The following is a 23,391-nucleotide window of genomic DNA, read 5'->3' as shown; positions in this document are numbered from 1 at the left end:
GTGCTGTCATCGTGCTCAACTACAAGGGCGCTGCCGATACCCTGATCTGCGTGGAGGCCCTTCAGCGGCTTGAGACCGCTCCTCGGCGCATCATTATTGTGGATAATGGCTCGGGCGAAGAAGAAGTCGCACGTCTAAAGGATGGCTGGACGACTCTTGCGCAGAAGCATGGGGGGTCTGCCCCCGTGCTATATTGCGAGGGAGATCCGTTGCCCGAAGCCAGCAAAATCCTACTGCCCCTGGGAGAGAACGGAGGTTTCTCCAGTGGCAACAACGTGGGCTTGCGCTTAGCCATGCAGGATGAGTGTTGCCGAGCGTTCTGGCTGCTCAACAATGACACCGAGCCTGCGCCCGATGCCCTGGACGCCCTGTGCGCACGGCTCAACCAGCGGCAGGATGCCGGTTTCTGCGGCTCCACCCTGTGCTATGCGCACGAGCCGGACATGGTCCAATGCGCGGGAGGCTGTACCCTTTCGCCTCTGACGGGCGTCACGGCCTTCCTGCTCGGCGGGAAGCCGCTCTCCGCCGTGATCTCCAGGGATCCCGAGCCCATCGAGAACGGCATGGCCTACGTATGCGGGGCCTCGCTTCTCGCAAGGCGCGGGACACTGGAAGGAATCGGCCTGCTGGCCGAAGAGTATTTCCTCTATTACGAGGACGCCGAATGGGGCATGCGCGCTCTCAGGGCCGGGTACGGACTCGCCTGGGCTCCAGCAAGCCGCGTGCTCCACAAGGAAGGCGGAAGCAGTGGGGCCGCCGGGGCGCGGGATGGCCGTACCCCCAGGCGCAGCCGGCTTGTGGATTATCTGTCGCTCCGCAACAGGGTTTGGCTCATGCGCAATTACTACCCCGCCGCGCTGCCCCTCACGCTGCTCAGCTACCTGGGCGTGATCCTGAACCGGATCAAGCGGGGGCAGATCGACAGGATCGGCCTCGTGCTGGTCGCAGCCTGGGATGGCTTGAAGGGAAACATTGGCAAGCCCCGCGCCCGACTGGCGGCCATCACGCTTTCAGAACCTCCTGGTAAACCTTGACGGTCTCTCGCGCCATCCGCTCCAGGCTAAAGCGCTCCCGGGCCATCTGATGCGCCGCCTTACTCATCGTCTGCCGTAAAGCCCCATCGCATTTCAGGACCATGATCTGCCGCGCTGCGGCCGAATGATCATCCAGCGGGAAAAGGAATCCCGTCATCCCGTGCTCCACGGCATCACGATTGCCCACCACGTCAGAGGCCACGACCGGAACCCCCTCGGCCATCGCCTCCAGCACTGCCAAGGGCATTCCCTCCCAGCGTGAGGTGGACAGGTAGCAGCCCGCCCCTTGCAGATAGCTCCTCGGGTTGGGCTGAAAGCCTTCGAAACGAAAATGTCTCTCCAGATTGGCGGCCCGTACCGCCTCCTTCAGCTTTGCAAGACGCTCGCCCTCGCCAATGAGGATGAACTCCACATCGTCGATGCCCGACAGCCTCCTGAGCGCCAAGGCGATCCCGGCCAAAGCCTCGCTGTTCTTTTGCACCGGATCAAAACGCGAAATATGGACCACGCGGAAAGCTCCCCGTGAGGCGTAAGGCTGGATGTCATCCGGAACCTTGACCCCGTTGGGCACCACATGGAGACGCCACAGTGGGCTAAACCTCAATTCACCCACCTGCTCGCCTTCACCCCTGGATACAGCGATCGCCCCGGACGTAACCCGTCCCAGCAGCTTTTCCAGAAGAATGTACATTTGCCTCAACGGTGCTTTATATTGGATATGAATCCCATGATATGTATGCACGCACGGAATTCCAGTCATGAGGGAAGCCAGTCTACCATACAAGCCCGCGCCCTTTCCGTGGGAATGTAAGATATCCACCCCTTTGCTGCGAGCATAGTCGACTAAGCGGAACAGAGCCATGCCTGACAACTTACGCTCCGGCATGCGCAGCATGTGCTGCTCTTTAACAGTATCCACAAAGCGAGCCCAGTATGGCCCCCCATGCGGAGCAGCAACCATAGGACACACACCAAACGTGATCAGTTGGCGAACCAACTGCCACACATGTTCAGGGCCTCCCCCTGGAGCTGACGATAGAGTAATATGAAGTACCTTCATAAATGCTAGTTCACTGCCGATTTGCCAGCATTGCCTTGGAAATTAATTAGCAGGTAAGAAATATACAGCCTAAAAAACTATCGAACTGCTCAATTCTCTATTCACAGTTATAGCTAATCTGCTGCATTTGCAAGAGTTGATCCACAGCAGGCGACCTGGACATGTCAAGCCGAGGTTAAGAAAGATGCCTTCGATAGAAAGGCATAGATACCTTATTCGTCACTTATAAGCTTGCCCCTTCTTCAGCCCTCCTCCACCTTGCCTCAGAGGTGGTCCCGATTGTTTGGACAGGTCGGCGGCGGAAATAGGGTGTAGCCGAGTTACAGTTTACGCCGCCAGGCGGGACGATGCTATGCCAGAGCATTTCCAGGTCCAGGCATCTTGGCTTCCACACATACTTCGTCGGGGGTCCTGCCGTCCAGACTGGGGTGGGGACGGCTTGCGTTGTAGTAGCCAAGCCATTTTTTTAGCCCTGGCGGACCTCGCTCCCTGTTTCAAAGGCGTGCAGGTAGACGCACTCGTACTTGAGCGAACGCCACAACCGCTCGACCATAACATTGTCCACCCACCGGCCCTTACTGTCCATGGAGATCCTGACTCCGGAAGCCCTGAGCGCCCTTGTGAACTCAAGGCTCGTAAACTGGCTCCCTGGTCGGTGTTGAAGATCTCAGGAGCGCCGTAATGCAAAAGCGCCTGCTCAAGGACCGCCACGCATGGAGTTGCCCACGCCAAACCGGACACCCCACGTTTGCCAGTGAACGGATGAACTGCCTGGGCGACTTCAACCGCAATCCCTGTGAGGATGGTTTTCGTTGTAGTCCTCAAACCAGGCCGAGAGCTGAGCCAGAACGGTTCTGGCGTCCAGCCGATTGTAGATATCCTCCCACTTTGAGCCAAACTTCAGAAGATAATTGGGTCTCTGTGAGATCGAAGGTAATAGTCAGAAGCTGTAATTTGTGCTATTATCCTCTATCTCTACCTTGATGTTAATTTTTATCTCATTCGCAATAAACCGAGACAGAATGAAAATTCAACTCCTCCGCAAGCTCCAAGCCAAATCCGCTTGCATCGGCATCGTCGGACTCGGCTACGTTGGCCTGCCGTTAGCCAAGCTTTACCTGCAGAAGGGCTTTACGGTATACGGCTTCGACATCGACGAGAAGAAGGTCACCGCCCTCATGGAGGGTCGCTCATACATTGAGCATGTCGATGCCAGGCAGTTCCAGGCAGCCGGTGCCCAGGGGGTATTCGTGCCCACCACCGACTACTCCCGCGCCTCTGAAGTTGACGCCCTCATCTTGTGCGTGCCCACTCCGCTCAATGAGCACCGGGAGCCTGACCTCTCTTTCGTGATCAACTCGCTCCTGTCCGTGCTCCCTCACCTGAAGACCGGCCAGGTTCTGTCGCTGGAGAGCACGACCTATCCGGGCACCACGCACGAGGAGCTGCGCCCGAGGATCGAAGAGCGCGGGTTTACCATTGGCCAAGACTTTTTCCTCGTATTCTCACCAGAGCGAGAAGATCCGAACAATCCAAAGTACAACACGAATACAATCCCAAAAGTTTGCGGCGGCGAGACCGACGCCTGCCTTGAGGTTGGGCTGGCGCTTTACCAGAGCGTCATTGAGACTATCGTGCCCGTTAGTTCGACCCAGGCTGCGGAAATGACCAAAATCCTTGAGAACACCTTCCGGGCCGTGAATATCGCGCTGGTCAATGAACTGAAGATCGTGGCCGAGCGCATGGGCTTGGATATCTTCGAAGTCATACGCGCCGCAGCCACCAAGCCGTTCGGTTTCATGCCTTTTTATCCTGGTCCAGGGCTTGGCGGGCACTGCATCCCTATCGACCCGTTCTACCTGACCTGGAAGGCCCGCGAGTATGGCGTGACCACCAGGTTCATTGAACTAGCCGGCGAAGTGAATACGGCCATGCCCGACTACGTGGTCGGCAAGATCATGGCTGCTCTCAACGAGCACAGAAAGGCCGTCAATGGCTCGCGCATCCTCGTGCTTGGGGCTGCCTACAAGAAGAACGTGGATGACACCCGCGAATCGCCAGGCTTGGCGCTTATTGCCAAGCTACAGGGACTTGGAGCCCAGGTCGATTACTCGGACCCACATGTGCCTGTCTTGCCCCAGGTGCGCAAGTACAGCTTCGACATGCGCAGCGTGACGCTCACCCCTGAAATTCTCGCAGGATACGACCTCGTGCTCGTGGCCACGGATCACGACAGGTTCGACTGGAAGCTCATCGAGGAGAATGCGCGGGTGATCGTCGACACCAGGGGAAGATATCCCCAGGCGGCAGGCAAGATATACAGGGCATGATGCCGTACGCTTCGCAGACCGAAGTCACCAAATTGCGAAGAGCACCTCGCATTACGCGTTTAAGCGCGACTACCCTCCAGCCTTATCTGCCTTCACATTAGGGCAAAGTGCTAGGACAAAGTGGTAGCAACTAGGGACTGCAGTGATGATGGCCAGTGTGCATAAATACACTTCTACAGGCTAGTTTGCTCTTATCGCCCTAGAAATGGGTTCTGAATCTCCCTCTAGGGATGGCATGAAGGAGATCGAGACCCGCTCCTCTCACCTCTTCCAACGCGGTAGCGTCTACTACTTCCGACTTGCGACTTCCCGGCCATTGCGCTTATTGGCGAGCTTTGCGGAAATCCGCTCTAGCTTGCGGACCGGCCATTGATGCGGCGAACCTCTTCGCGCATAAGGTACTGTTTTGGACCAGCTGAATACTAAGCTTTTTAAGGAATCCAAATGCCGGCGATGTTCACTTTGAGGCAGTTACATTTTGGACGTTCTAACATGGCTCCAATCTTCAGGGATCTGTCCCTTGAGATCGCCTCGGGCTCGTTCGTTCTCGTGCGCGGTCCATCCGGAGCTGGCAAATCGACGCTTCTGCGCCTGCTCTGTCGCCTGGAGGAGCCGACCTCCGGCGAGGTACTCTTCGACGGCAGGCCCATAACCGATCTTCCCCCGGAGCTTTTGCGGCGTCAGATCCCCTATACGCAGCAGCAGCCGGTGCTCCTGCCGGGCAGTGTGCGCGAGAACCTGCTCCTGCCCTTCACTTTCAAGGCCAACTGGGACCTGCCAAGGCCTGACGACGCCACCCTGGAGGCACACATCAGAAGCTTCCACCTGCGGGGAGTGAGCCTTGAACAGCAGGCTTTGGCCTTATCCGTGGGCCAGCGCCAGCGGCTCTGCCTCATCCGGGCCATGCTCCTCTCACCGCGAGCGCTGCTTTTGGACGAACCCACGGCGGCGCTGGACCCGGAAAGCGCGACCGCCGTGCATGAAGACCTTGTGCGGCTCCATTCCCAAGGGCTGACCGTTGTCATTGTCAGCCACGGCGAGTGGCGGCCAGCCATAAAGCATACGATCCTGGCCGTGTACGACGGCCGCGTGGAGGCAGTATGAATCCGGCGATTCCCGACATCGGCCCCTGGGAGCTGGCCCTGGGCCTTATCTTCATCCTCTTGGCCGGGCTGGCGTCGCTCGCCTTTGGGCTGCGTCTAGGTCGCGACCTGGCCATCGGCACGGCGCGCACCTTCATCCAACTGTTCATCATGGGTTACGTGCTGAGCATCGTCTTCGGTCTTGGCTCTCCCTGGCCCACGCTGGCCATTTTCCTCGTCATGATTGTTTCCGCTGCGCACATCGTGCGCGGCCGGGTGGGCAAGGTCTCGGCGGCCTACGGCATGCCGGTATTACTGTCCATGCTCGCGAGCTACTCGCTTGTCTCGGTGCTTGTGGTCGGGGTCATCGTTGGGGCCAAACCCTGGTGGGAGCCGCGCTACTTCCTGCCCATCGCGGGCATGGTCATCGGCAACTCAATGACCGCCCTGGCGGTATCCCTGGAGCGGCTCTTCTCGGAACTTCGCTCGGGCCGGGACGCCGTGGAGATGCGTCTGACGCTCGGGGCCGACGTAAACGAGGCCAGCCGCGACGTTGTGGCCGCCGCCGTGCGCGCAGGCATGATGCCGTCCATCGCCTCGCTCATGGGCGTGGGGCTTGTGTTCCTGCCCGGCATGATGACAGGCCAAATCCTAGCCGGAGCCGACCCCATGACGGCCATCCGTTATCAGATCGTGGTCATGCTCATGCTCGTCGGCTCCACGGCCCTGTGCTCGGTGGCTGCAGTACTTTGGGTCCGCCGCCGCTGCTTCGGCTCGGGTCATAGATTAATTATCTGACAGATAAGACAATCCAGTCCAGATTGCCGCAGTTCCAGCTACAATCAGAGCAGGATCGGGTATTGGCGCGAATTCATTGACGGACGCCATGCCCTCAGGAAGCGTATGCTTTGATACCCCCCTTTGAATTTGGCTTTCATCATGTCGATAGTGACCATACCTCGCTTGGTATCCCACGGATAAACTGGTGACTGCTTCTTCCACTGCGCCATCTGGTTCGAATGCACGCTAAAGCTCGCTGCCAGATGGGCGAGCATATCATCCCCCTTGATGGCCTCTTTAGCTACCTTGGCCTTGAACTCAGCCGAACACCATGTCCGCTTGCTCTCCTAAAGTAGGAGCATCCGCACGACTATCGTCATCGTCATGACGATCCGAACTGCGGCTACCACGCCGCACTCGAAGGAGGTCTATCGTAACCAAAAGCTCTTACGACGTAATGCCCTTGCGAGACTCCGTCGTCTTGACCCCTAAGGACTCCCACGCTCGCGGATGTCACCAGGCACTCCAATCCAAAACGAGTGACGGACTAATCGCCCTGTTGCTCTGTTCGGATAGACCTGCACATGTCAAAAGATTAGCGGATGCAAACAGGGCGCTCGACATTGCGAAGCAGGTTCCTATCGAAAACGTACAGCCACGCAGGAGGATGCGCCACTGGGTTGCAAATCTCAAATGCACGTATATGGCCCGCCCCGGAGTCATGTGCAGATATTCCGGGTTATTACTAGCGCTGGAATCCGTATCTCAGTCTTGGCCGCGGCGGATTCATGTGAGCAGTCATGTCTGACATCGTAAATGCTGCATCCTGCCTTACGAGCAAATTAAATAATCATTGGACTCGGTGGTATAAAAATTGAAAGCGCTTTAAACGCTGGCCTCAAATTTAAAATTAAATAAACCAACAGCCATCTCGAATAAGATGTTTGCTCGCTGAATGTGTGTGACACCTCTTGATTCTTTTATACAAAGATTTCGATGTGGATCTGAGTAGAAATATTATAAGCAGTAGTTTGCACTGCCTCTAGGCTTGCATTCATGATTTAACCGCAAAGATACACAAGTTTTGATTATTAAGATGAGCACCAAATAAATCTGACAAGAATGCTCTAATTTATTTCTTTTTCGAAGAAACCACCGTAATACGTTAGCGAGTGAAGCATGGGAAACAGCACTACTGAGGGATTTCGGGCCATAAATGGTGACCCTGAACAGCTCTGCAAGGACTTTTTGGAATTCTACGGGAACAATCTGAGCAAGTTGCTAAGCGTCGATAACTATGCCTTTCATCGGCACCTGTTTAATCTCTCCGTGCACGGTCTGGGCATCCTGAACTATCAAAACGAGTATATTTCTGGCGAGCGCCATTTTCTCCAGGCAGTCCTCGGATTGTCCGAATCCCCTGTGGTCCTCGATGTCGGTGCAAATGTGGGCAAGTATTCTAGGCTGGTCAAGAAGTGTAAGCCGAACGCAGCGGTATACGCCTTCGAGCCGCACCCGGAGTCCTACGCGACCTTGAGCGCCAGCGCGGCCGAAATGGACTTCGAAGCCTTCAACCTCGGCATGTCCGACGCTGAGGGTGCTTTGCCTATATTCGACTATGCCGACGCGCACGGCTCCTCGCACGCCACGCTATACAAGGACGTCATCGAGAAGAACTTCGGCAAGCCCTCGGCTTCCAGGCAGGTTCGACTGACAACCCTAGATTCTTTCCTTGCTGAGAAGCGTCTGGAATGCGCAACTCTGCTGAAGATCGACACGGAAGGCCATGAGTTGCAGGTGCTCAGGGGCGCAAGGGAATCGATCCTCGCAGGGCGCTTCGGAGTTGTTCAGATAGAGTTCAATGAGATGAACGTCTACTCAAGCACATTCTTCAAAGACATCATTGACATTTTTCCTGGGCACTACTTCTTCCGGCTTCTCCCTGATGGCTTGGCTCATTTGGGCGATTACCGGCCTCTGACCCATGAGCTGTTCGCCTTCCAGAACATCGCCATTTTGCCTAAGGGAAGTCCTCTGCTCGGGAAGATCAAAATTGCGAGTTGAGTGCGGGACCTCAAACTCGCCGGAGGTTTCAACCTTCTACTGGCACTAAGCGAGGGAGGTTTACAGACAAGCTCGGCATTTCAGCCGACACCCCCCCTCGTGAATGTTGGGTTCCAGATATGCAGTTATAATGACACCCGCTTGAAAGCTGGCGGATGAGGGTTAGCTGGATGCTATCCCATGCGAGGAGGCGTCCGGATTATCCGGTTAGACCCAAGGTGGGGAGAGACCCCGGAATCGCTACTGAAAAGAGCCATTGCGGCTCCTGACAGGCATCTTCGAGAATGGCTCATGGCGCTGTCGCTTGTGGCCGGTGGACAGTCCAGGACGAGCGTGGCCAGGAAACTCGGCAGGAATAGAAACGCCGTCACCACTTGGATACGGCGTTTCAACGACAGCGGCGTGGAGGGGCTTGTCTCGGGCTGGAAGGGCAATCCAGGCAGAATCCTAAGCCAGCAGGAGCTTGAAATCCTGGACAAAGCCGTGTCACCACATCCTCGGGAGGCGAGGTTTAAGACCGGACGCTGGACCGCGCCCTTGGTCCTGGCCTTCGCTCTGCAGGTTTTTGGAAAGAAAACCGCCGGGGAAACGGCTCGGCAGTACCTGCATCTTTTGGACTATCGGCACAAGGTTCCGGCAAAACGGTTCATCAAGGCCGACCCGCAAAAGCAAAGAGAGTTCGCGCAAGACCTTGAAGCCGTGGAGCGGCAGCGCTCTGCCAACTCGGTGACGGCCTACGTGGATCAGGGGCAGATCTGGCAGGAGGCGCTGCCGAGGAAAGGCTGGTTCAGAAAAGGAGTGCCTGCCGAGGTCGACTCTTCATCGCCAGGGAAAAAAGACACTGTTCTATACAGCGGTAATCAGGCCCAGAGGCAAGGTGGTGACCATGCAGGTCAAGCGTTTCGACCAGAATACCACGGCCAGGTTCCTGAAGAAACTCAGGCGCAGTCTGCCGAGCTACCGGATTGATATGGTTTGGGACAATGCGCCTTGGCATCGGAGTCAAGCTGTCAGGGATGAACTCCAGGCAAGCAGGATTCGAGAGCACCGCTTGCCGGCCTACTCCCCACAGATGAACGCCTGCGAGTACTTCATCAGGTGGGCCAAGGAGACCTTGTCCTACAACTACTGCTGGCAGAGCGTCGAGGCACTCAAGATCGCCCTTAGAGGCTTTGCCGTCTCCATCGCGAGCAAGCCAGACGAGGTCCTCAGCAGGTGCAGGCCTCAAATGCGCGGCTTCTGCGTCGCCTGACTAAGCATGTCCTTTACTAAGATGAACCTCTATTGCTGTTTATCCCGTGGTGGCTCACTGGGTGCTGTAAGGGGCTGCGGACTGGCATCGAACTATCCTGCGTCAATTGGTGTGGCATTGGGCGAAACGCTCTACCACATGCTTAATAAATGGGATGCGCCTGGAAAAAGTAAGCTCTTGTGCAGTTCAGCCAGTCCGTGCTTGCCACTACGGAAATTATGAAGGCTGTCCTCGGCAAGATTATTGCAAAAACGTACCATGACGAAATCGGTCCCATAGGCCTTGAGCAGGCAGCGGGCTGGCCAATTTCTAAAACTTGTTAGGTGGCTAGAGCTTGGATAATGGTCGTCAAGGGAAGACCAAAGGCTGCACCTCCTGAACTTGTGACATAAAGTCCAACGTCATGCTTTGAAGAGCGACAGTTGAGGCGGCAGTAGGTGGACTAAATTAACGCCTTTGATGTAGCCCGCCATTGCGAGCAGCGTTTACGAGCCCAAATTTTTGATTCTTGCCGGAAATACCGACGGACACAAGCGGATTGTGGCCACCGGGAGCCACATGATGTTCATCTGGCAACTCATCAAACTGGAGTTGGGGCTGCGTTGACTGTGGGAATGAACTCCTGCCTAGCCGGAGGACTCTTTGCTAACGAGCAGCATGGTTTCAAAGGGAGTGCCGATAATGCTCGACAGGAACGCTGATACTGGCAGGAGATCTGATCCCAGGATTGGCGCACTCAACTTAAGCATGGGCGAGTCGGCCAGGTCTTACCGCAACGGATTCCGGAGCGTAGGTCGATGAAGTTCCTACAAGTACTGACGTTCTATCCGGCATATTCCGAGGCCCTCTACGCGCGCCACCCCGCGTTGGCCCACCTGCCTTATGAAAAGCAGCTGAACGTAATCCTCAGAGACGGTTTCGGGGCCCTACATTATTTCGGGTTGCCCATGCGGGACCTGGGCTGGGATTCGCGCATTGTGCTGGCCAACGTCCCTCAACTGCAAGCCGCGTGGATGGCTCAGAATAACCCAGCGAGACTCGCCGCGGGCGCAAGCATAATTGATGTGCTGCGCCTGCAGATCGAGTCCTTTGCACCCGATGTGCTTTTTGTTTCGGATAGTGTCGCATTTCAATCACAATTCGTCAGAACTCTGGCCGTCAGACCGAGGATCGTCTCCGGATGGCGGGCTGCGAACATTCCGCCGGACACCGACTGGCAAGAATTCGATCTTATCCTTTCGCATCTCTCCGGGTGCAGAAAGAAGGCCCTAGAGCATGGGGCGCGGGAAGCCGAATTCTTCTATCCGGGCTTTCCTGGCTTTGTCCACGATGCGGTAAAGGATCAGACAGCCGATCTCGACCTGATTTTCTGTGGGCAGTGGACCCCGGAGCACGCTGCACGAAATCGGATGCTATTCCGCGCTGCCATGCAAGCCAGGAGCAAAGGCTGGAAGCTTGAATACCACCTGCACGTCAACAGCTCAGGCAAGATGTCCAGCGCTCTTGAATCCGTCATGCACTCTGCCAAATGGGGGCTCGACATGTTCAGAACCCTGCGCCGTGGCCGCATCTCCTTCAATGCCGAGATTGACCTAGCGGGAGGCGAGGCCGGGAACATGAGGCTTTTCGAAACAACAGGCGTGGGAGCCTTCCTGATGACCCAGCACCACGCGAATATCAGTCGATATTTTGAGCCTGACCGCGAAATCGTGACATTCGGCAGTGAAGAGGAGTTCCTTGAGAAAGCCGCCTATTACATCGAGCATGATGCAGAGCGGGAGGCGATCGCCGAACGGGGCATGCGGCGTTGCCAGACGGAGCATTCCCTAGAGAGCCGAGCGGCGGAACTCGATGCGATTCTGCGTAAGCGCTTATAATAGAATGCTTTATGTCAGGAAAATGAGTGGTGGAATGAGGAATGAAAATGCTTGAGAAGCAGTGCCCCTTATGCGCGAGCAAGGTGCGCAACCTTGTGGAGGTGTTCCAGTCCTCCGAGATCGTGGCGCTCTACAAGACGATACACGGCCTCGACGTCTCGGAGGATTTCGTTGGCGCTCCAGTGATACGCCTTTATCGCTGCCCTGTGTGCGACCTGTCATTCTTCTCGCCGCCTGTGGCCGGCTCCGCCGCTTTCTATGAAGCTCTGCAGCAGTTCCCGTGGTACTACATGGATGCCAAAGAGGAATTCGCGTTCGCCGCCAATCACGTATCTTCAGGCGACACACTCCTGGAGGTCGGCTGCGGCCGTGGAGCTTTCGGCCAGCGCCTCACGTGCAAGGAGTACGTGGGCCTGGAGTTCAATCCCAAGGCCGTGCAGGAGGCAGTCGCGCAAGGGCTGCACGTTCGCCGGCAGTCTGTGGAGGAACACGCCGCCGAGAGGCCGGGGCACTACGATGTCGCCTGCTCCTTTCAGGTCCTTGAGCACGTGACGGCCCCGCGCCCGTTCCTGGAAGCGCTCCATGCCTGCGTTAAGCCAGGCGGTCTGCTCCTGCTCTCGGTGCCTAGCGAGGACTCGTACCTCTCCATGATCGTAAACGAGGTCCTCAACATGCCTCCGCATCATCTCACGCTCTGGAGCGACGATTCGTTGCGTCGTCTGCCGGGTCTGTTTGGCATGTCGCTAGTGGAATTGCGACACGAGAAACTCCAGCCCTACCACACGAGGATGTTCTGCAAGGCGCTTCTGGTGGAGACCCTGCGCAGTGTCGAAGCCAAGGCGAAGCGCAAGATGCTCGATATATCTCCGGAGTACATGCGCCTTGAGGCGGCTGCCGCCGGATTGGCGCAGCACATGGCCGGCGTGCTGGACAGGTATCCCGTGCGTCCCGACGGCCATACCGTCATAGCTGTGTACCGCAAGAATTGAACGTAACGCAGCCGCCGGATTCGTGCGGATTCCAGTGTGCATGCTGCTAGGAGGTTCAGAGGGTGTCCAGGGAAATAGTACATAATGTGGATCGGCTATTAGTGGCAGGTCGGCGCTTGTTAAGCGCAGCTGGCGAGAGCAAAGAGGCGCGCAATTCCATTTGCGGTTTGCTTCATGATATCTGCGGCCATTGCCAAGAGCTCCTTCAGACGGGAATGGCCCGAGAATGCCTGCAACTGGTCATCAAAGCCAAAGCCTTCCGCCTACCTGTGCAGAATCTGGATCTGATACGGGCCATGGCCTTGTTGCTCCTTGGGCAGGCACCCTCCGCCGTAGAGGCTCTTAAGGAAGAGTTGCGTTATTTCCCCGAAAACGCCTCAGCAAATGCTCTCCTGATGGAATTAACTCAGATGGCGAGTTCTGGCCCATGTATAGTCGATGGGTCGGGCGAGTTCGAAGAACTCCATGCTATCGTGAAGCCATATACAATGGTTGGCGAGCAGCGACTCCGGGCGATATATACCCATGCGAAACGGGTATGTCGCGAGGGGCCTGAGGGCGCTTTCGTGGAGTGCGGCGTAGCTGCGGGCGGCAGTTCGGCGCTCATAGCCGCCGTGCTCAAGCGTCACGGCAAGAGCACAGCGCGGCTGTTCAGCTTCGATACTTTTGATGGCCTGCCGAGTCCTGGCGTGGAGGATCGCCACGGCGGCATGCACGCTGAGGAGGCAGGCTGGGGTGGTGGCACATGCGCCGCGCCATTGGAAAGCCTCCTCTCCGCGACTTCGTCACTTGGCGCGGCGGAGTTCGTCACGCCCGTCCAGGGTTTCTTTGAAGACACCCTCCCTCGCATGCGCGGAGTCATTGGCCCCATCGCCTTCCTGCACATGGATGGAGACTGGTACAAGTCAACACTGGATATCCTTACCAATCTTTATGACCAGGTCGTGCCCGGCGGATACGTGCAGGTTGATGACTACGGGTATTGGGAAGGCTGCCGGAAGGCTCTCCACGAGTTCACGAGCGGGCGTTGCATCGATCTTGCACTACACTCCATCGACGGAATAGGTGTATGGTTCACAAAGCGTTAAGTCAAAGCGTGGAAAGAAAGCTCCTCAACCTTGGTTGCGGCAGACGCTTCCACCCGGATTGGACCAACGTGGACTTCCAGGCCACCGGCCCCGGAGTCATTGCCTGTGATCTCAACAAGGGTATTCCTTTTCCTTCCGCCTCTTTCGACGTGGTGTATCATTCCCATCTCCTTGAGCATTTTCCCCGGCGCAAAGCGCCAGGGTTTCTGAGCGAATGCTTTCGCGTACTCAAGCCCGGTGGAGTCTTGCGTGTCGTTGTGCCTGACCTGGAGGACATAGTCAGAAACTATCTCCAGGCGCTGGAGCAGGCTGCTGACAGCGACCCTGAGGGTGAAGACCGCCACGAATGGATGACCATCGAGCTTCTGGACCAACTCGTCCGACATGAGCCGGGCGGGCAGATGCTCAAGCACTGGAAACGTGTGCCCATGCCGGCCGAGGAGTTCGTGATCGAGCGCATGGGCGCTGAAGTTCGCGGCGGTCTCGCGGGCTTGCGCCGAACTCCCGCAGTGCTCGATGACACGGGCGGCCGTCAAGAACCATCGGCTCTGGGCGCTTTCCGCCTCTCGGGTGAAGTACACCAATGGATGTATGACCGGATTTCCCTGACCAGGCTTCTGCAGGATGCGGGATTTGTGGATGTTGTCCGTCTGGGCGCAGGTGATTCGGCCATTTCTGGCTTCCAGGCCTATGGCTTGGACCTGGAGCCGGACGGTTCGGTGCGCAAGCCCGACTCGCTGTTCATGGAGGCTGTTAAGCCCATGCCCAAGCCCAGGAGGGCTCCACAGACACTCCGCTCGAAACCCCTCAAGGTCGCGCATTTCGCCCTCTGGGGCCATGGCGGAGCAGGTATCGCGGCTGCTCGTCTGCACGATGGTCTGCGCGCCACAGGCGTCGACAGCCGAATGTATGTCCTTTCCAAGCAGGGAGATGATCCCAGTATCGAAGTCGTTCCCTCGCGGCAGGGCGAACTTCTCCAGAAAAATGGGAAGATCGTCTCCCCCTCTCTCGCGCGACACTCCGCGCGCTGGCATGCCATATTGGCGCGGTATCCTAACCGCTCCCAGTATCTGGAAGCCTTCACAGATATCCTTTCGGACACGCGTTTGGCATCTCTGAAGGGCTTCCAGGATGCGGACATCATCAACCTTCACTGGGTCGGCGGCATCATCGATTTTGAGCACGAAGTGGAGGCCCTGGCAAGTAAGCCCGTGGTTTGGACCATGCATGACATGAATCCGCTGACTGGGGGCTGCCACTACAGCGGCGGGTGTGAGAGGTACGCCTTGAGTTGCGGAAGCTGCCCGCTTCTGGGCTCACTGGACAAACGCGATGCTTCCGAACGCATCTGGGCCAAGAAGAGGGCTACCTTCGACCTGCTGGACCTGACCTGTGTGACTCCCAGCAAGTGGCTTGGCGACTGCGCCGGCAAAAGTTCCCTGTGGCGAGGTAGGGCGAGGCATGTCATCCCTTACGGCTTGAACACCGACGTGTTCAAGCTCGGCAACCAAGAAGACCTGCGCAAGCAACTTGGGATTCCCAGGGACAGCTTTCTGGTCTTTTTCGGCGCTGAGAGCGTGGCCAACCAACGCAAGGGTTTCATGCACTCATTCAATGCCCTGCGTAGCCTCCGGGAACGCCTTGGCTCCGAGGGCATCGCCCTTGCCATCATCGGCCACTGCCCGAGCGAGCTTGCTGCGGCGTTGCCATTCCAGGCATACCAGTTCGGCTATGTGAACAGCCCCGAAGACATGGCCAAGGCTTACAGCTTGGCGGATGTGTGCATCCTGCCCTCCTTGGAGGACAACCTGCCGAACGTGGGCATCGAGTCACTGGCTTGCGGCACGCCAGTGGTTGGTTTCCGCATTGGTGGAGTTCCTGACATCGTGACGCACATGGAAACCGGCTACCTTGCCGGGGCAGGCGATGTGGGCGGCCTGTGCGACGGCTTGGTCTGGGCTCTTGAGCAGAAGAGAGCCGCGAACCCTGTGCGTCTGCATTGCAGAAAGCGGGCACTTGAGGAGTTCAACCTTCTCAAACAGGCAAAGGCATATACAGAGTTATACGAGAGCATTCTTGCGGAGAAGAAAAGATAGAGGTTATTAAGGACCCTTTCTAATGAAGGCCCTGGCATCACCTTGCGGTGGAATCTACGCTGGAGCGCAGACACCTTAGATTGCCGGCCAAGACAGAGGGCTGCGAATGAAGTCGCCCAGGGAATTCGACCATTCACTGACAAGCGTGGGGCTGTCCGGTCAATCGGGGCTACTCCAGTATACGACTTTGATAACGACGAGAAGAAGATCACCGCCCTTAAAGCTGATCGCGCATACATAGGCATGTAGATGCCAGCTTCTTCCAGGCGGCCAGCACCCAGGGGACATTTTGTGCCCACTAATCCCGTGTCTCTAAGGTGGACGCCTTTATCTTCTGCGTGCCCACGCCACTCAATGAGCATCGGGAGCCGGATTTCTCTTCGAGGAAAATGAGCTGGTGATCGTCGATACCAGGGGAAGATATTCCCAGGCGACAGACAAGGTATACAGAGCATAATTGACGTGTACTTGATAGGTCGAAGACGTCAGGTTGCGATACGCACCTCGACTGTTACATGGAAGTGTAACTACTCTTCTGCTTTTATCTGCCTTGCCTCCCTTAGGGCAAAGTGCTAGTACAAAATTCAGGCGTTAAGGGACTGCATGATGATGGCTTTTCTTGAAAGGTGCAGTTCTTAAAGTCGGTTATAGCTTCCCCCTACAGAAGTAGTGCCGAGTCTCCTCTTCGGCAACATAAAGGGACCAAAAGGCTGTAATCTCAAATGAGAGATACAGCCTTTTACTCTTTTGTAGCCACCAAAACGGCTCACTGGTGTGCAAGTCGAGGGTCCGAGTCCACGGTGCCCTGGATGACAATAGCCATCAGCAAGCCCCCCTCGCACCTGTTTCTCAAGCGCGACATCTATAACTTCCGTCTGAAGGTTCCGCCAGATCTCCTGCGCCTTGATGGCCGCTCGGAGTTGCGCTACCAACTCCGCACAGGCTTTGCTTCGGAAGCCCGCCGGCTGGCCATGCAGCTTGCCGCCGGGATCAAGAGCATCTTCGCCGACCTCCGCAGCTAGAAGAACACCATGGCCCGTTTGACTGAGCAGCCCCCCCCGCCCTGATCCGGCGATACATCAAGCGCTGTCTCGAATTGGACGAGCCCGCCCGCATTGAGCGGCACATGAACCGGAAGCCCGCAAAGACCATTGAAGACGTTGAGCGTGAGTTTGCGAACCTGGGCAGGTCAACGACCCAGGAACCGCTCGACCTCGCTGGCATTAGGCCGAGGATTGCGTACGGCGAAGACCGCTAAAAAACAAAAGGCCGCCTTGCGGCGGCCTCTTCTCGTTATCTCTTCCTAACTTCGGCTAATTCACACCACTGCCCATGCGGCCCCAGCGGATGTCGTTCATTCCGCCCCAGGACCAGTAGATGATCCAGGCCTTGCCCAGGATGGCACTACGGTCCACGGTGCCCCAGAAACGGGAATCCAGGGATTCGTCGCGGTTGTCGCCCATGACAAAATAACTGCCGCTGGGCACCGTGATTTCCGGCATGTTGTCGCGGGGGCCGGGCAGCGAACGCGGGTCGGTGTGCTGCACATAGGGCTCGTCGATCTTCTGGCCGTTGCGGTAGACCGCCTTGTCGCGGATCTCGATGGTATCGCCGGGCAGGCCGATGACGCGCTTGATGAAGTCCTTGGACGGATCCTGCGGGTACTCGAAGACGATGATGTCCTGGAACTTGGGATCGGCCAGAGGCAGGACGGTCATGTCCGTGAAGGGCAGCCGCACGCCGTATTTGAACTTGTTGACCAGCAGATGGTCGCCGATGAGCAGGGTATCGAGCATGGAGCCCGAGGGGATCTTGAAGGCCTGGACCACAAAGGTGCGGATGAAGAAGGCTAGGATCAGGGCGATGATGAGCGCTTCGACGTATTCCTTGAAAACTTTGGCTCTGGGATTCATTGAGTGTCCTTTCTCGCTTGTGCGGCGCGACGCGCTGCCGAAGAGGCGACGCGCGGATTAGGGATTAGTCCTCGTCGGCCTTCAGGGCGGCAAGGAACGCTTCCTGGGGGATTTCGATGTTCCCCATCTTCTTCATGCGTTTCTTGCCTTCCTTCTGCTTCTCCAGGAGCTTGCGCTTGCGGGAGATGTCGCCGCCGTAACACTTGGCGGTGACGTTCTTGCGCAAGGGCGCGTTGCGTTCCCGTGCGATAATCTTGTTGCCGATGGCTGCCTGTACGACGACCTCGAAGAGCTGACGCGGGATGGCGCGCTTGAGGCGCAAGGCCAGCTGGCGACCGATACGTGCGGTGTTTTCCCTATGTACGATGGTGGCCATGGCGTCGACCGGATCACCATTGATGAGGATGTCCAGCTTGACCATGTCCGAGGCCCGATAGTCGATGACCTCGTAGTCCATGGAGGCATAGCCGCGCGTCAGCGACTTGAGCTTGTCGAAGAAGTCGAAGACGATCTCGGCAAATGGCAGTTCATAGGTGATGATGACCCTGTTTGTAGACAGGTACCTCATGTCCTTCTGGATGCCGCGCTTCTCCTCGCAGAGCTTGAGCACGCCGCCCACGTAGTCGCCCGGCACATGGACGTCCATGCGCACGTAGGGCTCGAAGAAGGTCTTGATCTTGGTCGGGTCGGGCAGCTTGCTCGGGTTGTCGATATAGACTTCCTCGCCCTTGACGGTTTCGAGCTTGTAGACCACCGACGGCGCCGTGGCGATGAGGTTGGCCTCGAATTCCCGCTCCAGGCGCTCCTGGATGATCTCCATGTGCAGCAGCCCAAGGAAGCCGCAACGGAAACCGAAGCCCAGGGCCTGGGAGGTCTCGGGCTCGAAGGTAAAGGCCGAATCATTGAGCTGGAGCTTTTCCAGAGAGGCCTTGAGCGGCTCGTACTCGGACGGCTCCGTGGGATACAGACCGCAGAAGACCATGGGCTTGATCTTCTTGAAACCGGGGAACGGTTGGGGCGTGGGCCTGTCCGCCGTGGTGATGGTGTCACCCACGCGCGCGTCGGTCAGATCCTTGATGGAAGCGGTCATGAAACCCACATCGCCCGCACCCAAGCTCTTGACGGCCAGAGCCTCGGGCGAGAACACGCCCAGGCTCTGAACCTCGAAAGCCCGCTTGTTAGAGAACATCATGACCTTCTGCCCCTGGCGTATGGAGCCCTCCAGGATGCGGAAGAGCACGACGACGCCTTGATACGTGTCGTACCAGGAGTCGAAGATGAGCGCTTTGAGCGGCGCGTTGTCATCGCCCTGCGGCGGCGGCACGAGCTCCACGATGCGTTCCAGGACCTGATCCACATTCTGACCGGTCTTGGCGCTGACTTCCAAGGCATTGCTGCAGTCCAGCCCGATGATCTCCTCGATCTCCTTCTTGATGCGCGAGACGTCCGAGCTGGGCAGGTCGATCTTGTTCAGAACCGGGATGATCTCCAGGTTGTTTTCCAGGGCCAGGTAGACGTTGGCCAAGGTCTGGGCTTCCACGCCCTGGGTGGCGTCCACCACGAGCAGCGCACCCTCGCAGGCGGACAGGCTGCGCGAGACCTCGTAGCTGAAGTCCACATGGCCGGGCGTGTCGATGAGATTGAGGATGTAATCCTTACCGTCCGCGGCCTTGTATGGAATGCGCACGGACTGGGCCTTGATGGTGATGCCGCGCTCGCGCTCCAGCTCCAGTTTGTCCAGGAACTGCTCGCGGCGTTCGCGCACGCTGACCAGGCCCGTGATGTCCAGGATGCGGTCGGCCAACGTAGATTTGCCGTGGTCGATATGCGCAATGATGCTGAAATTTCGGATGTTCTTCATATGCCTCGCGCCCGAAGGTCGGGCGGGACTTTTAGCTTTTCGCCGGTTCCAGGCACAGCGCCTTGACTCGCGACGCGATGTGCGGAACGGCTGCGCTCACCTCGGGGCTCATGCGCTCGTCAAAGACTTCGGGGATATAGCCGGTCTGAATCACAACCACCTTCACCTCGATGGCCGTGTTCAGCGTGAGTTCCTTGAGCAGGTTCACGGTAGGGAACATATGCAGGGAGAAGTCGTTGACCTTCTTGGGATCCATGTGATCCACGTCGATCTCGAAAATCTCCCCCGGCTCGCGGCCGTGGGCCGTGGTGGCGTCGATAATGATAATCCGCTGGGGCTTGGGGTCAATGTTGATGAGGTCGAAGAGCATGGAGCGGATGGATGTGCCCACATCGAGCAGGGCTACGTCATCCGGCATATCCGGGTCTTTTTCCAGGAGTTCGATGACACGCGGCCCGACAGCGTCGTCGCCGATAAGAGTATTGCCGCAACCAAAGACAACCACCCGCGAGGTGAACATTTTGGACCAATCCATATCCGCGTCTCCCATAGGAAAATGCACCCCTCGGGGGCGTTGAACCCACACTTTCTACGGCATTTGCCAATGGGAGTCCAATCCTAATGGAGACCCAGGAGCCCAGGATCGCACAGCGCTAAACTGCCATCAACCGACTGTCAGCGGCCGTTAGGCAGGCACCTGCCCGCGCTTGGCAACCAAAAATGCAACACGGGCAGTCACGTTCCCACTAGCCAACCCAGACGCCATGCATTAGTTTTTCTAATCGCATAATCTCTCACGTGCGGCGCAATGCCGCTATTATGCCATATATGCAGACTTTGCCCCGCAAGACTTTGTTCTTGGCCCTGCTGGTCGGCATAGGCTACTTCCTGGGTGGCCTGTTCGGCACCGCCCTGAGCTTCCAGCCCGATCACATCGCGACCTTCTGGCCGCCTAACGCCGTTGTGCTCACAGCCCTGCTCCTCACGCCGCCGCGCACGTGGTGGCTCTATCTGGCCGTGGTATTCCCGGCGGAACTCGCCGCGGACGCCCTGGCCGGCATCGGGCCGGCCACTGCGCTCGGGTTCGCTGTCGCCAACATCATAGAGGTTCTCACCGCCGCGTTCCTGTTGCGCCGTTTCGCCGGGTTGCCCTTCCGCTTCGAAAGCCAACGCAATATCGCCCTGTTCCTCCTGTGCGCAGTGGGCCTCGCCCCACTGGTGGCGTCACCGGTCGGGGCCGCCACGGCCACGCTTGGGCTGGGCGGAGCGTTCCTGACCAACTGGGTGCGCTTCATCATGGGCGATGCCCTGGCGCAACTGGTCATCACGCCGGCGCTTATGTCTTGGATCGGCCTGGTTCGGAACGAGCGCACGTTGGCGCCCGCCCGTGCGGCCGAATTCGCCTTGGCCATGACTCTGCTCGCGTCTGTTTCCTGGATCGCATTCGACGGCCCAGGCGGGGCAGGAACCGGGGGCGTTCCCTTCCTGTTCCTGCCCCTGCCGATCCTGCTGTGGATCGCCATGCGCATGGGCGTCTGGGACACCTCAACGGCCACGGCGCTCGTCTCCATCATGGCCATCTGTTTTGCCGTGAGCGGCTCTGGACCTTTCAACGCGCCGGAGCCGGCACAGAATGTCTTCGGCCTGCAAATCTATATCGTTTGTGTTTTCCTGCCGCTCCTGTTCCTCTCCGCACTTGTCGAGGAGCAACGCCGCACGCGCGCCATGCTGCAGGCCTCGCGCGACGGGCTGGAGGAGACCGTGGCCCACCGGACAGGCGAGCTCGCCCAGGCAAACGCAGCTCTACAGAAGGAAATCAAGGAGCACAGGGAAAGCGAAGAACTCTTTCGCATGACGTTCGAACAGTCGCCCTTCGCCGCAGTCATGGTGAGTCTGGATTACCATATCTTGCGAGCGAACAGGGAGTTCTGCCGCATCACCGGGTACAGCGAGCAGGAACTTAGCAAGCTCACCATCAAGGATATCACTCAACCCGAGGATCTCCCGTCAAGCATCGCCAATGCGGATGCACTCCGCCGTGGCGATTTCGATCGATATCAGATGGACAAGCGATACATCCGCAAGGATGGCACGACCATATGGGTGCGCATCACCCCCCAGATCGTGCGCGACGCCGGCGGCAAGCCGCTCTATTCCCTGGGCATGGCCGAGGACATCACCGAGCGTAAGGCCACCGCCGAAGCCTTGCAGGCCAAGACCCAGGAACTCGACCGCTATTTCACGCTCAGCCTCGATCTCCTTTGTATCGCGGACACGGACGGCTATTTCCGCCGACTGAATCCCGAGTGGGAAAATACGCTCGGGTACTCGCTCGCAGAGCTTGAAGGCAAGCGCTTCCTTGACTTCGTTCATCCCGACGATATTGCCGCCACCGTAGAGGCGGCAACCTTGCTGGCCGCGCAGACGCAAGTCTCGAAGTTCGTCAATCGTTACCGCACCAAGAGCGGCGACTACCGCTGGATCGAGTGGAAATCCTATCCCGCGGGCAGCCTTGTTTACGCCGCGGCCAGGGACATCACCGAGCGCAAGGACCTGGAGGACGCGCTACGCGAAGCCAAGAGTCAAGCCGAGGCGGCCAACCAGGCAAAAGGCGAGTTTCTGGCCAATATGAGCCATGAAATCCGCACACCCATGTCCGGCATCATGGGCCTCACGGACATGCTCCTGGACGGCGAAGCCACGCACGCACAACGCAGGAGCCTGGAGCTCATACGTGGCTCGGCGCGTACGCTCATGTCAATTGTCAACGACATACTCGACTTCTCAAAGGTCGAGGCCGGGCAACTGACTATCGACCGCGAGGCCTTCGCCCCCCGCACGCTCATCGAGGAGGTCTGCGGCAGATTCGAGTATATGGCCGAGCAGAAGGAGCTGCGGCTCACCTGCGCCGTTGACGAGGCCGTACCGGCGAATCTCGTGTCCGACCCGAGGCGTCTATCACAGATAATGACCAATCTTGTGGGCAACGCCCTCAAGTTCACGCAGCAGGGCGAAGTATCCGTGCGCCTGCGTGCGGACACGGCGGACAAGCTCCTAACTTTGTCGGTGAGCGATAGTGGATCCGGCATCCCCAAGGATAAGCTGACCAGTCTCTTTCAGCGTTTCAGCCAGCTCGACAGCTCGCCAGCCAAGAAGGCCGCCGGCACCGGCCTCGGCTTGGCCATCTGCAAGGGCTTGGTCCAGGCTCTGGGTGGCGATATTCGCGTGGAGAGCGAATTGGGAGCAGGCAGCGTCTTCACCGTGCGCATTCCCATGGAAATCGCGCCACAGACGACCGTCGCAGGGTCTGTGAGTCTACCTTTTGCGCCTCAGTCCGGTTTGCGCGTCCTGCTGATCGAGGACGACCTCATAAACCAAGTCTACATGGATCACTTCCTGCGCAGGGAGGGCCACGCGCCTGCTCTCGCGGTCGATGGTTCAAGCGCCCTGACCGCCCTGGCTCGCGAGCGCTTCGACGTGGTGCTGACGGACATCGAAATGCCCGACATGGACGGCGTCGAGATCTTGCGGCGCATCCGCAAGGGAGAGGGAGGCCAGAACTCCAGCGTGCCGATCATCGCGCTGACCGCCCATGCCATGAAGGGTGACCGCGAACGCTTCCTGGCCATGGGCCTCGACGGCTACGTGTCCAAGCCCGTGGAGCTAGAGGAATTCAAGGCCGAGTTACGCCGGGTGCTGAATCTGGCCTGAGACTCCAGACCTGATCGCGCGGTTTTTCAGGCATCTGTCCTAACGCACATGGCATTCGAACTGGGAGAGGGCGCTGCCCTCTCCCATACCCACTCCCGGCAGGGAAATGGTTTCCCTGCACCCTCATTTCATTTGCATGTCGCCCTAGTGCGGATTGCTTTTAAGACGCCCGCTCCGGCGTTGACGGCGCAAGTGAATTGCGCCTACGCCTACGCGGCGGCAAGCCATGCCGAAGCATGGCTCGCAGAGCATTT

The 23,391-nt window shown here is 57.9% G+C and carries 17 protein-coding genes and 3 pseudogenes; 13 read left to right on the top strand and 7 right to left on the bottom strand.

Translation table 11 applies throughout. The features are described from left to right. Positions 1 to 11 precede the first annotated feature (11 nt). Entirely contained in the window at positions 12 to 1,034 is a 1,023-nt protein-coding gene (locus tag H585_RS0114840) for a glycosyltransferase family 2 protein (protein WP_027368383.1), read from the top strand. Here the strand turns inward: H585_RS0114840 and H585_RS21610 are convergent. From H585_RS21610 to H585_RS23290, 3 genes and pseudogenes are all read right to left on the bottom strand, one after another. Continuing rightward, entirely contained in the window at positions 1,003 to 2,094 is a 1,092-nt protein-coding gene (locus H585_RS21610; protein WP_034628186.1) for a glycosyltransferase family 4 protein, read from the bottom strand. The genes H585_RS0114840 and H585_RS21610 overlap by 32 nt on opposite strands. Positions 2,095 to 2,444: 350 nt before the next feature. Then, a pseudogene (locus H585_RS23730) lies at positions 2,445 to 2,787 on the bottom strand (transposase); the annotation flags it as partial. A 38-nt stretch (positions 2,788 to 2,825) separates the two neighbouring features. After that, positions 2,826 to 2,956, bottom strand: a pseudogene (locus tag H585_RS23290) (integrase core domain-containing protein); the annotation flags it as partial. Positions 2,957 to 3,116: 160 nt separating this feature from the next. On the opposite strand from H585_RS23290, the gene H585_RS0114825 reads away from it, so the two are divergent. The 3 genes from H585_RS0114825 (at position 3,117) to H585_RS0114815 (ending at position 6,304) form a co-directional block, all read left to right on the top strand. After that, a complete protein-coding gene (locus H585_RS0114825) occupies positions 3,117 to 4,424 on the top strand; it encodes a nucleotide sugar dehydrogenase (protein ID WP_027368382.1) in 1,308 nt (435 codons plus the stop codon). 492 nt (positions 4,425 to 4,916) lie between these two features. Then, positions 4,917 to 5,528 (top strand): ABC transporter ATP-binding protein, encoded by a 612-nt coding sequence (locus H585_RS0114820; protein ID WP_244432564.1) that lies wholly within the window; start codon positions 4,917 to 4,919, stop codon positions 5,526 to 5,528. Next, positions 5,525 to 6,304 carry an ABC transporter permease gene (locus H585_RS0114815; RefSeq protein WP_027368380.1) on the top strand — a complete coding sequence of 260 codons (780 nt, stop codon included), beginning with the start codon at positions 5,525 to 5,527 and terminating at the stop codon, positions 6,302 to 6,304. The genes H585_RS0114820 and H585_RS0114815 overlap by 4 nt, the downstream gene beginning before the upstream one ends. 44 nt (positions 6,305 to 6,348) lie before the next feature. Here the strand turns inward: H585_RS0114815 and H585_RS0114810 are convergent, their stop codons facing one another. Beyond that, on the bottom strand, positions 6,349 to 6,561 hold the full coding sequence (locus H585_RS0114810; RefSeq protein WP_027368379.1) for a hypothetical protein: 213 nt from the start codon (positions 6,559 to 6,561) through the stop codon (positions 6,349 to 6,351). 904 nt (positions 6,562 to 7,465) lie between these two features. Between H585_RS0114810 and H585_RS0114805 the strand changes: the two genes are divergently transcribed. The 8 genes and pseudogenes from H585_RS0114805 (at position 7,466) to H585_RS0114770 (ending at position 16,674) form a co-directional block, all read left to right on the top strand. After that, a complete protein-coding gene (locus H585_RS0114805; protein WP_027368378.1) occupies positions 7,466 to 8,350 on the top strand; it encodes an FkbM family methyltransferase in 885 nt (294 codons plus the stop codon). A gap of 180 nt (positions 8,351 to 8,530) precedes the next feature. Further along, positions 8,531 to 9,025 (top strand): annotated as a pseudogene (locus H585_RS23725) (helix-turn-helix domain-containing protein); the annotation flags it as partial. Positions 9,026 to 9,092: 67 nt separating this feature from the next. Further along, on the top strand, positions 9,093 to 9,602 hold the full coding sequence (locus H585_RS22645; protein ID WP_081678686.1) for a transposase: 510 nt from the start codon (positions 9,093 to 9,095) through the stop codon (positions 9,600 to 9,602). A gap of 797 nt (positions 9,603 to 10,399) precedes the next feature. After that, the gene (locus H585_RS0114790; RefSeq protein ID WP_027368375.1) at positions 10,400 to 11,479 is read left to right on the top strand and encodes a glycosyltransferase family protein; all 1,080 of its coding nucleotides are present in this window, start codon (positions 10,400 to 10,402) and stop codon (positions 11,477 to 11,479) included. 47 nt (positions 11,480 to 11,526) lie between these two features. Next, on the top strand, positions 11,527 to 12,468 hold the full coding sequence (locus tag H585_RS0114785; protein ID WP_027368374.1) for a class I SAM-dependent methyltransferase: 942 nt from the start codon (positions 11,527 to 11,529) through the stop codon (positions 12,466 to 12,468). Positions 12,469 to 12,530: 62 nt separating this feature from the next. Beyond that, positions 12,531 to 13,556, top strand: a complete 1,026-nt coding sequence (locus H585_RS0114780) for a TylF/MycF/NovP-related O-methyltransferase (protein WP_005984186.1) — start codon at positions 12,531 to 12,533, stop codon at positions 13,554 to 13,556. Further along, complete coding sequence (locus H585_RS0114775; RefSeq protein ID WP_027368373.1) at positions 13,538 to 15,652, top strand: glycosyltransferase; 2,115 nt, start codon at positions 13,538 to 13,540, stop codon at positions 15,650 to 15,652. Before H585_RS0114780 ends, H585_RS0114775 begins: the two co-directional genes overlap by 19 nt. 809 nt (positions 15,653 to 16,461) lie before the next feature. Beyond that, positions 16,462 to 16,674 (top strand): DUF6538 domain-containing protein, encoded by a 213-nt coding sequence (locus tag H585_RS0114770; RefSeq protein ID WP_014259195.1) that lies wholly within the window; start codon positions 16,462 to 16,464, stop codon positions 16,672 to 16,674. 291 nt (positions 16,675 to 16,965) lie between these two features. On the opposite strand, the gene lepB is transcribed toward H585_RS0114770, so the two are convergent. The 3 genes from lepB to H585_RS0114750 form a co-directional block, all read right to left on the bottom strand. Further along, entirely contained in the window at positions 16,966 to 17,565 is a 600-nt protein-coding gene (lepB, locus tag H585_RS0114760) for a signal peptidase I (RefSeq protein ID WP_027368372.1), read from the bottom strand. A gap of 64 nt (positions 17,566 to 17,629) precedes the next feature. Then, entirely contained in the window at positions 17,630 to 19,426 is a 1,797-nt protein-coding gene (lepA, locus tag H585_RS0114755) for a translation elongation factor 4 (RefSeq protein WP_027368371.1), read from the bottom strand. Positions 19,427 to 19,457: 31 nt separating this feature from the next. After that, a complete protein-coding gene (locus H585_RS0114750; protein WP_005984191.1) occupies positions 19,458 to 19,961 on the bottom strand; it encodes a hydrogenase maturation protease in 504 nt (167 codons plus the stop codon). 293 nt (positions 19,962 to 20,254) lie between these two features. On the opposite strand from H585_RS0114750, the gene H585_RS0114745 reads away from it, so the two are divergent. Next, the gene (locus H585_RS0114745) at positions 20,255 to 23,137 is read left to right on the top strand and encodes a PAS domain S-box protein (RefSeq protein ID WP_027368370.1); all 2,883 of its coding nucleotides are present in this window, start codon (positions 20,255 to 20,257) and stop codon (positions 23,135 to 23,137) included. Positions 23,138 to 23,391: the final 254 nt, after the last annotated feature.

Source organism: Desulfocurvibacter africanus subsp. africanus DSM 2603 (assembly GCF_000422545.1).
GTDB classification, from domain to species: Bacteria; Desulfobacterota; Desulfovibrionia; order Desulfovibrionales; family Desulfovibrionaceae; genus Desulfocurvibacter; species Desulfocurvibacter africanus.
Note: the sequence above shows the minus strand (reverse complement) of the source record. Positions and strands in the feature narration are given on the sequence as shown.

What these genes read in the sequence shown, in the direction of transcription:
- H585_RS0114775 (WP_027368373.1), top strand. Translation starts at nt 13,538, where the DNA reads ATGGTTCACAAAGCGTTAAGTCAAAGCGTGGAAAGAAAGCTCCTCAAC.
- H585_RS0114805 (WP_027368378.1), top strand. Translation starts at nt 7,466, where the DNA reads ATGGGAAACAGCACTACTGAGGGATTTCGGGCCATAAATGGTGACCCT.
- H585_RS0114825 (WP_027368382.1), top strand. Translation starts at nt 3,117, where the DNA reads ATGAAAATTCAACTCCTCCGCAAGCTCCAAGCCAAATCCGCTTGCATC.
- H585_RS21610 (WP_034628186.1), bottom strand. Translation starts at nt 2,094, where the DNA reads ATGAAGGTACTTCATATTACTCTATCGTCAGCTCCAGGGGGAGGCCCT.
- lepA (WP_027368371.1), bottom strand. Translation starts at nt 19,426, where the DNA reads ATGAAGAACATCCGAAATTTCAGCATCATTGCGCATATCGACCACGGC.
- H585_RS0114815 (WP_027368380.1), top strand. Translation starts at nt 5,525, where the DNA reads ATGAATCCGGCGATTCCCGACATCGGCCCCTGGGAGCTGGCCCTGGGC.
- H585_RS0114810 (WP_027368379.1), bottom strand. Translation starts at nt 6,561, where the DNA reads ATGCTCGCCCATCTGGCAGCGAGCTTTAGCGTGCATTCGAACCAGATG.
- H585_RS0114770 (WP_014259195.1), top strand. Translation starts at nt 16,462, where the DNA reads ATGACAATAGCCATCAGCAAGCCCCCCTCGCACCTGTTTCTCAAGCGC.
- H585_RS0114785 (WP_027368374.1), top strand. Translation starts at nt 11,527, where the DNA reads ATGCTTGAGAAGCAGTGCCCCTTATGCGCGAGCAAGGTGCGCAACCTT.
- H585_RS0114790 (WP_027368375.1), top strand. Translation starts at nt 10,400, where the DNA reads ATGAAGTTCCTACAAGTACTGACGTTCTATCCGGCATATTCCGAGGCC.
- H585_RS0114820 (WP_244432564.1), top strand. Translation starts at nt 4,917, where the DNA reads ATGGCTCCAATCTTCAGGGATCTGTCCCTTGAGATCGCCTCGGGCTCG.
- H585_RS0114750 (WP_005984191.1), bottom strand. Translation starts at nt 19,961, where the DNA reads ATGGATTGGTCCAAAATGTTCACCTCGCGGGTGGTTGTCTTTGGTTGC.
- H585_RS0114745 (WP_027368370.1), top strand. Translation starts at nt 20,255, where the DNA reads ATGCAGACTTTGCCCCGCAAGACTTTGTTCTTGGCCCTGCTGGTCGGC.
- lepB (WP_027368372.1), bottom strand. Translation starts at nt 17,565, where the DNA reads ATGAATCCCAGAGCCAAAGTTTTCAAGGAATACGTCGAAGCGCTCATC.